Raw genomic sequence first — 11,605 nt, 5'->3', positions numbered from 1 at the left:
CGCCGGCAGGCTCAGGGGGCCTGAGCCGACAGGACCGGGACGAGCGCCGCCAGCGTCTGCCGCCGTGCCACCAGTCCGAGGGATTCGGGGGAGGCCATGTCGAGGGAGGTGTAGCGCACGAACACGGCGGTGTGGCCGTCCTTCCTCGCGAAGCCCACGAACCAGCCGAACGGGCGCGACCGGTCGATGCGTCCGTCCGGGAAGCGCCCGAAGCCGGAGCCGGTCTTGCCGAAGGTGAGCCAGCCGGCGGGCTGCTCATCGATGGCCATGATGCGGATGGTCTCTTCGACGGCGTCGGCCGAAACCGGCAGCTGGCCCTTCAGCATGCGGCGCAGGAAGTCGATCTGCTCGCGCGGGGAGATGACGAGGGAGGAGGAGATCCAGTAGCGTTTGCCAGGTTCCGCCTCACCCTTCACTCCGCCCATGTTCTCGTTGCCGTAGGTGAAGGCCTTGAGATAGTGGGCCATCCGCTCGCCGCCAAGCTCGGCGGCCAGCACCTCGGAATACCAGACCACCGAGTTCTTCATCCAGGAGCGGGGCGTCTGGGGGCCGCGCGTCACCTCCCGCTCGAGGTCGGCACCGGGCGGGGGCTCGTAGACCGGCTTGCTGTCGCTTTTGAGGATGCCGGCGTCGTAGCCCATCAGCGCCAGCACCACCTTGAAGGTGGAGTTGGGCGGATGCCGCGCGGCGCACAGCCCCTGCTTCGCCAGCACCCGGCCGCTGTCGAGATCGGTGACGAGCAGGCAGTCCTCGGCCGCGGCCGCCGAGCGCATCCCGAGGAGCGCCGGGGCCAAAACGAGGGACAGGGTGAATGCGAGGCGGGCGAGGGGCGTTGCCGCCCCGGAGCGCATCCGCCCCATCAGGAGGCCTTGGCCGGCTTGTCCACCAGGCGGGGCGCGTAGGTGTGCTCCTTGGCCGGGAAGGTGCGGGCGCGCACTTCCTCGGCATAGGTCGCCACCGCCGTCTCGATGGCCGGGCCGAGGTTCGCGTACTTCTTCACGAACTTCGGAACCCGGTCGCCGAGGCCCAGCATGTCTTCCAGCACCAGGATCTGCCCGTCGCAGGCCGGCGAGCCGCCGATGCCGATGGTGGGGCAGGGGACTTCCTCGGTGATGCGGCGGGCGAGCGGCTCGGCGATGGCCTCCAGCACGATGGAGAAGGCACCGGCCTCGGCGATGGCGCGGGCGTCGTCGAGGATGATGGAGGCCTCGGCATCGTCGCGGCCGCGCGCCTTGAACGAGCCGAGCGTGTTGATGGCCTGCGGGGTGAGGCCCACATGGCCCATCACCGGCACGCCGCGATCCACCAGGAAGCGCACGGTCTCGGCCATGCGGCGCCCGCCTTCGAGCTTCACCGCGCCTGCGCCGGTCTCCTTGAGCACGCGGGCGGCGGTGTGGAAGGCTTCGGTGGGGCTCGCCTCGTAGCTGCCGAAGGGCAGGTCCACCACGATGAGCGCGCGCTGCGTGCCGCGCACCACCGCGCGGCCGTGCACGATCATCATCTCCACGGTGACGGGGACGGTGGTCTCCAGCCCGTGCATCACCATGCCGAGGCTGTCGCCGACGAGGATCAGGTCCACGTGGCGGTCGAGCAGGCGCGCCGTGTGCGCGTGGTAGGAGGTGAGCGACACGATGGGCTCTCCCCCCTTGCGGGCCTGGATCTCGGGCGCGGTGACGCGGCGGGCGTCGGCCTGAATGGACATGGCGTTCCTCTTGGCTTGGCCGCCGTCTTGGCTGCGGCCGGGGTCGTTCGCGGCTCCGGCGGGAGCCGTCCTCACCTGTGCGTTGTTCTTGTTCCCCTGCGGCGTTGGCCGCTTCTACATCACCGGCACGCCGACGACGTAGGGATGGAATAGGTAGGCGAGGGCGAGATAGAGCACCAGCCCCCCGCCCACCACCAGCGCGTCGCCGGCCCAGTTCTTCGGCGCCACCGGCACGGGCAGGTCGCGCCGCTTCAGCGAGATGCGGTCGAACACCGCCCAGGCCAGCACCGCGCCGAACAGCACGATGGAGGCGATGTCGCCATTGGCGAGCAGATGCGCCACTGCCCACGTCTTCACGCCCACCAGCATGGGGTGCTTGAGCCAGGCCTTCACATGGCTCGGCACATAGGCGGCGACGATGGAAATGGCGGCGAACAGCATCAGAAGCAGCGTGAGGTGCCGCATCCCCACCGGCGGGTTCCACACCTGCATGGGGCCGGAGGCACGCCACAGCGCATAGCCATAGGCCGTGAGCAGGAGGCCGGACGCCGCCAGCAGGGAATAGAAGCCCTTGTAGGGGCCTTCCGCCAATTGGGCGATGAGGCCGGCGCGCAGACCCCGGACAGTCGTCACCAGATGGATGCCGAGGAAGACCACGAGGCCGAGCAGCATCATCACCATGGGGCAGGTCTCCTTCAGGCGCGGACCCGAAACATCCGCCGCCGACGGGCGGACCTTAGTGGGGCTGGAGCCGGATGGAAACGGGGCACCGACGCCCGGCCGCCGGCATCGGCCAGATGTCCCTGCGGCAGCAACACCTTGCGCGCGGTTGCAAGCGTGGCACTATGGCTGACGGGAGGGTAACGGGCATGAATCTACCGTTGGTTGTGCGGCCGCGTACCGGCCGGGCCGAGGCAAGGCGTCTGCCCGCGATGCGCCTGTCGCCGGCCTCCGGCAGATGGCTGGCGTCGCTTCTCCTCGCGGTCTCGCTCATATGGGTGCTGGCCTGTGCCGCGCCGGCCTCCGCCGGCACCGCGGCCGTGGTGGCGCGGATCGACCTCTCGCGGCAGACCATGACCGTGAGCGTGAACGGCATGCCGCAATATTCCTGGCCGGTCTCCACCGCCCGCCGCGGCTATGTCACGCCCACCGGCGCCTACCGGCCCCAGCGCATGTACCGCAGCTATTTCTCGCGCAAATATTACAACTCGCCCATGCCCTACTCGATCTTCTTCAACGGGGGCTATGCCATCCACGGCAGCTACGAGGTGAGCCGCCTCGGCGCGCCGGCGTCCCACGGCTGCGTGCGGCTGCACCCGTCGAATGCCGCGACGCTCTATTCCCTGGTGCAGACCTACGGGGCGGGAAACACGCTGATTCTCGTCACCCGCTGAGACCGCCGCTTTTCCGGCTCCTCGTCCGGCGCATGCGTGCCCTGCGGCGAATCCCTCGCAACAGGTCTTCTATTCGTCGCGCACCCATGGTATCGGCCACTGCCAACTCGTAGCGAGGTTCTTAAGCCCCTCGGCCAGCCCACGGCTGGGTCCAGGCTCAGTCCCTCGTTCCGGCCCCGATCCAGCGGTCGCGTTCCGCGCCGCCACCAGGAGTTGGCCATGACGACCCCCAATGGGACCGCGCATTCGTCCGCAATCGACAGCCGCTCGCGCTTCCGCGAGGCGCTGACGTTCGACGATGTGCTGCTGACGCCCGGCGCCTCCGAGGTGATGCCCGGTCAGGTGGAGATCACCACCCAGCTCACCAAGACCATCAGCCTCAACATGCCGATCATTTCCGCGGCCATGGACACGGTGACCGAATCGCGGCTCGCCATCGCCATGGCGCAGGCCGGCGGTATTGGCGTCATCCACCGCAATCTCTCGCCCGAGATGCAGGCCGAGCATGTGCGGCAGGTGAAGAAGTACGAATCGGGCATGGTGGTGAACCCCGTCACCATCCACCCCGACCAGACGCTCTCCGACGCACTCGATCTGATGAAGCGCTATTCCATCTCCGGCATTCCGGTGGTGGAGCGGGGCACCGGCGGCATCGCCGGCCGCCTCGTCGGCATCCTGACCAACCGCGACGTGCGCTTCGCCCGCGATCCCGCCCAGCGCGTCGCCGAGCTGATGACCAAGGACCGGCTGGTCACTGTCCGCGAGGGGCAGGTGAACCAGGACGAGGCTAAGCGCCTGCTGCACCAGTACCGCATCGAGAAGCTGCTGGTGGTGGACGCGGACGACCGCTGCGTCGGCCTCATCACGGTGAAGGACATCGAGAAGGCGGTCGCTTACCCCAGCGCCGCCAAGGACGAACAGGGCCGCCTGCGCGTTGCCGCCGCCACTACGGTCGGCGAGGACGGCTTCGAGCGCACCGAGCGCCTCATCGACGCCGGGGTGGACCTCGTGGTGGTGGACACCGCTCACGGCCATTCGCGCAAGGTGCTGGACCAGGTTTCCCGCATCAAGAAGCTCTCCAACCGCACCCAGATCCTCGCCGGCAACATCGCCACCTCGGACGGCGCCAAGGCGCTGATCGATGCCGGCGCGGATGCGGTGAAGGTGGGCATCGGCCCCGGCTCCATCTGCACCACCCGCATCGTCGCCGGCGTCGGCGTACCCCAGCTCACCGCCGTGATGGACGCAGTCGAGGCGGCCCTAGCCACCGGAACGCCTGTCGTGGCGGACGGCGGCATCAAGTTTTCCGGCGATCTCGCCAAGGCGCTGGCGGCCGGTGCGTCCGCCGCCATGGTGGGCTCGTTGCTCGCCGGCACCGATGAGAGCCCGGGCGAGGTGTTCCTGTTCCAGGGGCGCTCGTACAAGTCGTACCGCGGCATGGGCTCGGTGGGCGCCATGGCCCGTGGCTCGGCCGACCGCTACTTCCAGGCCGAGGTGCGCGACACCCTGAAGCTGGTGCCGGAAGGCATCGAGGGCCAGGTGGCCTACAAGGGGCCGGTGGGCGCGGTGCTCCACCAGCTCGCCGGCGGCCTGCGGGCGGCCATGGGCTATGTGGGCGGCAGCAACCTGAAGGAGTTCCGCGAGCGCGCCCGCTTCGTGCGCATCTCCTCGGCCGGCCTGCGCGAGAGCCACGTCCATGACGTGACGATCACCCGCGAGAGCCCGAACTACCCGACCAGCGTCTGAAGCGGCCTGGGACTCGCACCGGCGCGGCTCAACCCGTGCCGGTGTTGCCCCCGCGCATGCGGACCACGAATTCCACCAGGAAGGCCGTGGACCACGCCACCATCATCGGTCCGATGAGCGATTCGAAGCCGGCCACTGCCCTGAACGCCTTGGCGATGGTCACGCCGTCAGGGCCGAGCGTGGTGTAGGTGGACAGGGAATAATAGATGGCGTCCCGCGGGTCGCCGATTGCGTCGAGCAGCACATAGGCGGCGGCCCAGATGCAGACTTCGGCGAGATGCACGAGGCTGAGGCTGAGCACCGTCGCGCTGATGATGGCGGCCTCGACGAAGACGTGGTCGACGTAGACCTTCCCTCTGATGCGGTGCGTGAGGCGCCGACGGATGACCGTCAGCGCGATCGCATGGGTGACGACCGTCAGCATTGCCAGCACGACGCAGGTCGCGACCACCGCCAGAACCGCGCCCGAACCGATCGCCCCGTGCATGTCCCAAGCCCGCTCCCGCTTCAAAGGGAGCAGACCATATCACCAGTCAGTCGGCTGAACTCCCCCGCAATGGCGGGTGATCAGACGTTGCGGCGAGGGTCCTTGGGCGGGGTCACGTCGATCATGCCGCTCTCGTCCGGCGTCCCGTAGGTGCGCGTCTCGCGCAGGTCGATGACCCGGAAGGAGAAGCCGCCGTCGCGCTTCATGCCCGGCGCGCGCCCAGTGACGAGGGCATAGACGCCGCCACCAATGACCAGGGCGGTGATGACGATGCCCGCCACCAGGATGAGGCCGCCCACGAGCGTGAAGAGGGCGAGTCCGACGAGACCCGCCACCACAAGGCCGGCGATGCCGCCGAAGATGTTCACGAGCTGTTTCATGACTGAAAGACTGCCGGCCAATTCAGGCAGAAATCCGTGCGGCGACGCGGGGACACGGGCAACCTTTTCGTGACCGGGCAGGGGGCCGGGTGGGGACGGCGGATCAGTCCGCCGCGCCCTCCTCATACTGCTCCAGCGCCGGCTCGCGGCCGATGAGGCGGGCGAGCTGGCGCAGCCGGTTCTGCACTCGCTCGTTGATGAGCGGCACCAGCTGCTTCGGCACGCTCAGCGCGAGCTGGTCGCCGCGCACCTTCAGCGGCATGCGGGGCAGGATGCCGGGCATGGCGGCCGACAGCACATAGGCCACCCGCATGGCCGCGCCGAGGATGCGGGCGCGGTCCAGCATTCCGGTGGTGACAAGCTCCAGGATGCGGGTGTCGCTCTCGTCAGCCCCGAGGCCCACGTGGCGGAAATAGACCGACAGCGCCACATAGGCCCGGCCGGGATGATCGATGCCGGCGAAGGCGGCATGGGCGATCATGTTGAGGCTCTGCTCGCCGCGATAGTCGGGATGGGCGCGCCAGCCCACATCCGCCAGCAGGCAGGCGGCGCGGCGCAGGCGGCGCTCCTCCTCCGCTTCTTCCAGCACAGGCGCCGAAGCGAAGAAGCCGTCGGTCCAAGCCACCAGCTCCTCGCCGTGCAGCGGCGAGCGGGAGCGCAGGACGTTCATCTCCGCGGCGGCGATGAGCAGCGGGTCGCCGGCGCGCTCGGCTTCCGGCAGCAGCGAATAGAGCAGGCCCTCGCGCACGCCGAGCGCCGAGATGACCACCTCGGACGGACGGCCCTGCCGCACGATGTTCTCCAGCACCAGCGCGCCATAGGCCAAAAGCGGGCGGCGCGCGTCGGAGATCACGTCGATATGGGCCAGCGCCTCGGTATCGGCGCGATGGACGATGCGGGTGAAATCCAGCGCCTCGCGGGCTGGTATCACGTAGCCGTGCATCACATGCAGCGGATAGCCCTTGGTGAACATGTGCAGGCGCGCCAGCGCCCGCCAGGTGCCGCCCACCGCATAGAAGGTACGGCCGGCGAGGCCTTCCAGAACCTGCGCCTCCGGGATGGTGTCGCGGACGATCTTCTCCGCCTTGCGCGTCGAACGGGAGGAGCGATCCTGCAAGGCGAGGCCGCCCAGAGGCAGGGTCACGCCCGTGCCGACGCTGCCGGCCTTCACGTCAACCAGCTCCAGCGAGCCGCCGCCCAGGTCGCCGACGATGCCGTCCGGCGCATGGACGCCGGCGACGATGCCATAGGCCGCAAGTTCCGCCTCGCGCTTGCCGGTGAGCAGCTCGATGCGGGTGCTGCAGATGGCCTCGCACTCGGCGATGAAGGCGGGGCCGTTCTGCGCGTCGCGCGCGGCGGCGGTGGCGAGGGCATGGACCTCGCCCACCTGCATCGCGTCGCAGAGCGCACGAAACCGCTTCAGCGCGGCGAAGGCGCGATCGACCGCATCCTGCGGGAGCCGGCCGGTGGAGAGCACCTCCCGGCCGAGCCCGCACAGGGCCTTCTCGTTGAAGACCGGCGTCAGGGCACGGTTGAGCCCCTCGTACACCACGAGGCGCACCGAGTTGGAGCCGATGTCGATGACGGCAACCGGCGCCCCCTGGGACAGCCGGCCGGGGGCATGCGTCAACTCAGCGCCCGCCTCCGCGGCGGACGAAGAGGCTGCGCGGCGAAGAATCCTTGAGAGACTTTCCACGTCCGGACAAGCTCGGATTTGTCATGAAATACTGATGGGCGTTGAACGGCTCCTCGCCCGGCGCCGGGACTATGCGTTCCGACGAGCCATCCGGCAAGACGCGCCAGCTCTGCTGGTTGTCGATAAGGTTCGCAACCATGATCTGGTCGAGCACCTGCTCGTGCACGGTCGGGTTGGTGATGGGGCACAGGGTCTCGACGCGGCGGTCGAGGTTGCGCGGCATCAGGTCGGCCGAGGAGATGTAGACGATGGCGTTGGGGCTCGGCAGGCCGTGGCCGCCGCCGAAGCAGTAGATGCGCGAGTGCTCCAGGAAGCGCCCGACGATGGACTTCACCCGGATGTTCTCGGAAAGCCCGGGAATACCGGGCCGGAGGCAGCAGATGCCGCGGATGACGCAATCCACCTGAACGCCGGCGGCGCTGGCGGCATAGAGCGCGTCGATGATCTCGGGATCCACCAGCGAATTGCACTTCAGCCAGATGGCCGCCGGACGGCCCGCCCGGGCAAACTCGATCTCGTCCGCGATGTGCTTCATCAGCCGCGGCTTGAGGAAGGAGGGCGACACGGCCATGGCGTCGAGTTCACCCGGCGTCGCATAGCCGGTGATGAAGTTGAAGATGCGCGCCACGTCCTGGGCGATCACCGGATCGGCGGTGAAGAAGGAGAGGTCGGTGTAGATGCGCGCGGTAATGGGATGGTAGTTGCCGGTGCCCACATGGACGTAGGTGGCGAGCTGGGAGCCTTCCCGGCGCACCGCCATGGAGAGCTTGCCGTGGGTCTTCAGCTCGATGAAGCCGAACACCACCTGCACGCCGGCGCGCTCCAGGTCGCGCGCCCAGCGGATGTTGGCTTCCTCGTCGAAGCGCGCCTTCAGCTCCACCAGCGCGGTCACCGACTTGCCGGCCTCGGCCGCCTCGGCCAGTGCCTTCACAATGGGGCTGTCGGAGGAGGTGCGGTAGAGGGTCTGCTTGATGGCGACGACGTTGGGGTCGCGGGCGGCCTGACGCAGAAACTGAACCACCACGTCAAAGGATTCATAAGGGTGGTGAACCAGAATGTCCTTCTCGCGAATAGCGAGAAAGCAGTCTCCGCCGTGGTCGCGGATGCGCTCGGGAAATCGGGCGTTGTAGGCCTGGAATTTCAGGTCCGGCCGGTCCACCGAGACGAGCTGTGAGAACTCGTTCAGCGCCTGCACGCCGTCCACCACGAAGATCTCGTCGTCGTTCACGCCGAGTTCGCGGGCGACGAAATTGCGCAGCTCCTCCGGCATGGCGGCGTCGGCCTCCATGCGGATCACCTCGCCGTAGCGGCGCTGCTTGAGGGCGGTTTCGAACAGGCGGACGAGGTCTTCGGCCTCTTCCTCGATTTCGAGGTCGCTGTCGCGGATCACGCGGAACACGCCCTGTCCCTTTACCGCATAGCCGGGGAAGAGGCGCGCGATGAACAGGCCGATCATCTGCTCGAGCGTCATGAAACGCAGCGTGCCGGTGCCCTGGTCCGGCAGGCGGATGAAGCGGTCGACCTTGGCCGGGATGCGGATGAGCGCGTTCATGCCCCGCCCGTCCGACTGACGCACCAGCTGGAGGGCCAGCGAGAAGCCCAGGTTGGGAATGAACGGGAAAGGGTGGGCCGGATCGATGGCGAGCGGGGTCAGGACCGGGAAGACGTGGTTGAGGAAGTGCCGCTCCAGCACCTCCATGTCCTCGGGCGTCCCGTCCCCGCCATCCACCAGCACGATGCCGGCGGCGGCAAGGTCGCGCCTCAGTTCGCGCCAGCGCGCCTGCTGGTCGGAGATCAGCTGCGCGGCGGCGGCGAGGATGGTGGTGAGCTGCTCGGAAGGGGTGAGGCCATCCGGGCTCTGGGTCTGCACGCCCTCGCGCACCTGCTCCTTCAGGCCGGCGACGCGGACCATGAAGAATTCATCGAGGTTGTTGGCGGAGATGGAGAGGAAGCGCAACTGCTCCAGCAGGGGATGATTGCGGTTCTCCGCTTCCTCCAGCACGCGGCGGTTGAAGCCGAGCCAGGAAATCTCGCGATTGATGAACCGCTGCGGCGACTGCGCGAGCGGGCTTTCCACTTCGGAGACGATTTCGGTGTCGGAGAGAGCCACAGCCTCGTTCATGCCCATTCGCTCCCGTCGCTCCCTCATGCCTCATTGGCGGAAACCGGCCGGACCATGGCCGGCTTGCATGACCACTCTATGACATTGCGCCGGCCTTGCGCGTTCCTCAATCGTCCGCGTCCGGATCGGTCCCGGCGGAGGCCTCGTCCGCCAGATCGCCGGCCGCCAGCACCTGGGCTGCCAGCGCGCGGGTCACCGGCCGCCGGGCGGCCAGCGCGGCCTGGTCGAGCGCCTCGACGATGCGTTGGGCCCCCGCCACCGAGCGCGGGATGCGCAGCAACAGATATTGCACGGTCGCCTCGTCCACCGCGAGCTGGCGGTCGGTGAACAGCTTCACCAGCACGGCCGCCAGCAGGGAATCGTCCGCCGGGGCGATCTCGAACACCGGGATGGCGCGCAGCCGGGAGGCGAGGTCGGCTGTGGCGAGGGGGAAGCCAGAGGGCGGCGTACGCGCCGTCATCAGCAGGTAGGCCTGCTGCTCACGGGCGAGATTGAGCAGGTGGAACAAGGCCGGCTCGCTGAAGGTCGCCGGGTCGAGGTCCTCCAGCACCAGCGCGTCGCAGGCGAGGGCCGCCGGCACCGCCTCGCGCACCAAGTCGCGGGCGGCCAGCGTCAGGGCGCCCGACCGCTCGGCGAAGATGGCGGCGAGGTGGCTCTTGCCCGCGCCTTCCGGGCCGACGAGGCAGGCGACACGCGACGGCCAGTCGGGAAAGGCGTCGATCAAGGCGAGCGCCGCCGCGTTGCCGGGCGCGGCGAGAAAGTCGTCGCGGCGCAGCGCCGGCTGGTTCGGCAGGTCGAGGGCAAGCTGGCGCGGCGGTTCTGCCGGGGGGCGGGGCATCGGGTCAGCGGGTCTCTGCCGGAGGATCATCGTCCGCCGCGCCCTGATAGAGCGAGGATTGCATGTAGCGGGCGATGGCGAAGTGCACCAGAACGCCGGCCACCGCCGTCAGCGGCACAGCCAGCAGCAGGCCGACGAAGCCGAACAGGTAGCCGAAGGCGAACAGGGCAAACATCAGCCACACCGGATGCACGCCGATGCTGTCGCCCACCAGTTTCGGCGAGAGCACATACCCCTCGATGGTCTGGCCGGCGACGAAGATGGCGAGCACGGTGCCGATCATGCTCCAGTCCGGGAAGAACTGGACGATGGCGACGCCCATGGCCAGCACGAAGCCGGTCAGCGAGCCCACATAGGGGATGAAGGTGATGACCCCGGACACGATGCCGATCAGCAGGCCGAAGTTCAGCCCCACCATGGAGAGGGAGACGGCATAGAATCCGCCGAGCAGCAGGCAGACCATGGCCTGGCCGCGGACGAAGCCGGCCACCGCGCTGTCCATGGCGAGGGCGAGGCTCCGCACCACCGGGCGGTGCGGCACGGGCACCAGCCGGTCCACCAGCCCGACCATCTCGTTCCAGTCGCACAGGATGTAGAACACAACCACCGGCGTCACCACCAGCAGCGCGAACAGCGAGATCAGCGCCTGCCCGCCGGACCAGACCGACGAGAGCAGGCTCAGCACATGGCTGACCCCCTGGGTCATCAGGTCGGAGATGGAGCGCTGCATATCCGGCAGCCGGTCGCCGACGATGCCGCTCAGCCATTCCCGGTTCTCTTCGGTCAGGAGGCCCTGCAGGCGCGTCACGTAGGACGGCAGGCGCTGGATGAATTCGAACAGCTGGGACGACAGGATGGGCAGCGCCAGCAGGAAGAACAGCATCACCAGCAGCAGCATGATCCCCACCACCACGAGGGCGGAGAGGGTGCGGGCGACGCCGATGCGCTCAAGGCGCGCGACCACCGGATTGAGGAAGTAGGCGAGCACGATGCCCGCCACGAACGGTAGGAGGATGCCGGAAAGCAGCCACAGGACGAATGCGGTGAGCAGCAGTGCGCCCACCCAGAAGCGGGCCTGGATGCGCACGGAGGTCCCCTCCATCCCGGAATGGATCGGCACTGGCATGCGCGGAAGCCGGGCAAACGCGGCACCGCGACGCGCCGGCGACGTGGGGTCGCTGCGGAGTTCCGGCATGCGGGTGCGGTCGCCGTCCATCACCTTGCGCCTTTCAACCGGCCG

Annotated in this window: 11 protein-coding genes; 2 read left to right on the top strand and 9 right to left on the bottom strand. The window is 68.6% G+C overall.

Annotated features, from left to right (window positions below; all coding sequences use genetic code 11):
• Window positions 1–11 precede the first annotated feature (11 nt).
• The 3 genes from ACE3QW_RS15445 to ACE3QW_RS15435 all read right to left on the bottom strand — a co-directional run bounded on the left by ACE3QW_RS15445 (window position 12) and on the right by ACE3QW_RS15435 (window position 2,383).
• Window positions 12–860, bottom strand: coding sequence for a penicillin-binding transpeptidase domain-containing protein (locus tag ACE3QW_RS15445; RefSeq protein ID WP_374252320.1), 849 nt, complete (start codon window positions 858–860; stop codon window positions 12–14).
• On the bottom strand, window positions 860–1,702 hold the full coding sequence (panB, locus tag ACE3QW_RS15440) for a 3-methyl-2-oxobutanoate hydroxymethyltransferase (protein ID WP_024277833.1): 843 nt from the start codon (window positions 1,700–1,702) through the stop codon (window positions 860–862). The genes ACE3QW_RS15445 and panB overlap by 1 nt, the downstream gene beginning before the upstream one ends.
• A 114-nt stretch (window positions 1,703–1,816) precedes the next feature.
• The gene (locus ACE3QW_RS15435) at window positions 1,817–2,383 is read right to left on the bottom strand and encodes an NnrU family protein (RefSeq protein WP_374252317.1); all 567 of its coding nucleotides are present in this window, start codon (window positions 2,381–2,383) and stop codon (window positions 1,817–1,819) included.
• A 251-nt stretch (window positions 2,384–2,634) separates the two neighbouring features.
• Here ACE3QW_RS15435 and ACE3QW_RS15430 point away from each other — a divergent pair, with 251 nt between their 5' ends.
• Window positions 2,635–3,096: a L,D-transpeptidase gene (locus ACE3QW_RS15430; protein WP_374252315.1), complete on the top strand. Its 462-nt coding sequence runs from the start codon at window positions 2,635–2,637 to the stop codon at window positions 3,094–3,096.
• A gap of 219 nt (window positions 3,097–3,315) precedes the next feature.
• Window positions 3,316–4,842 carry an IMP dehydrogenase gene (guaB, locus tag ACE3QW_RS15425; RefSeq protein WP_024277836.1) on the top strand — a complete coding sequence of 509 codons (1,527 nt, stop codon included), beginning with the start codon at window positions 3,316–3,318 and terminating at the stop codon, window positions 4,840–4,842.
• 28 nt (window positions 4,843–4,870) lie between these two features.
• Here the strand turns inward: guaB and ACE3QW_RS15420 are convergent, their stop codons facing one another.
• The 6 genes from ACE3QW_RS15420 to ACE3QW_RS15395 all read right to left on the bottom strand — a co-directional run bounded on the left by ACE3QW_RS15420 (window position 4,871) and on the right by ACE3QW_RS15395 (window position 11,452).
• A complete protein-coding gene (locus ACE3QW_RS15420) occupies window positions 4,871–5,329 on the bottom strand; it encodes an ion channel (protein ID WP_250168145.1) in 459 nt (152 codons plus the stop codon).
• 80 nt (window positions 5,330–5,409) lie between these two features.
• Window positions 5,410–5,709 (bottom strand): hypothetical protein, encoded by a 300-nt coding sequence (locus ACE3QW_RS15415; protein WP_029555160.1) that lies wholly within the window; start codon window positions 5,707–5,709, stop codon window positions 5,410–5,412.
• Window positions 5,710–5,812: 103 nt separating this feature from the next.
• Window positions 5,813–7,339 carry an exopolyphosphatase gene (gene ppx, locus ACE3QW_RS15410; RefSeq protein ID WP_374252313.1) on the bottom strand — a complete coding sequence of 509 codons (1,527 nt, stop codon included), beginning with the start codon at window positions 7,337–7,339 and terminating at the stop codon, window positions 5,813–5,815.
• Between the two features lies 1 nt (window position 7,340).
• Window positions 7,341–9,527 (bottom strand): RNA degradosome polyphosphate kinase, encoded by a 2,187-nt coding sequence (locus ACE3QW_RS15405; protein WP_029555158.1) that lies wholly within the window; start codon window positions 9,525–9,527, stop codon window positions 7,341–7,343.
• A gap of 106 nt (window positions 9,528–9,633) precedes the next feature.
• The gene (locus ACE3QW_RS15400; RefSeq protein ID WP_374252311.1) at window positions 9,634–10,365 is read right to left on the bottom strand and encodes a chromosomal replication initiator DnaA; all 732 of its coding nucleotides are present in this window, start codon (window positions 10,363–10,365) and stop codon (window positions 9,634–9,636) included.
• A gap of 4 nt (window positions 10,366–10,369) precedes the next feature.
• A complete protein-coding gene (locus ACE3QW_RS15395; protein ID WP_245272226.1) occupies window positions 10,370–11,452 on the bottom strand; it encodes an AI-2E family transporter in 1,083 nt (360 codons plus the stop codon).
• Between the last annotated feature and the right edge of the window lie 153 nt (window positions 11,453–11,605).

Origin of the sequence: Xanthobacter sp. (assembly GCF_041911315.1) — a bacterium.
Classification (GTDB): domain Bacteria; phylum Pseudomonadota; class Alphaproteobacteria; order Rhizobiales; family Xanthobacteraceae; genus Xanthobacter; species Xanthobacter aminoxidans.
This window is presented reverse-complemented; position numbering and strand designations above follow the sequence as displayed.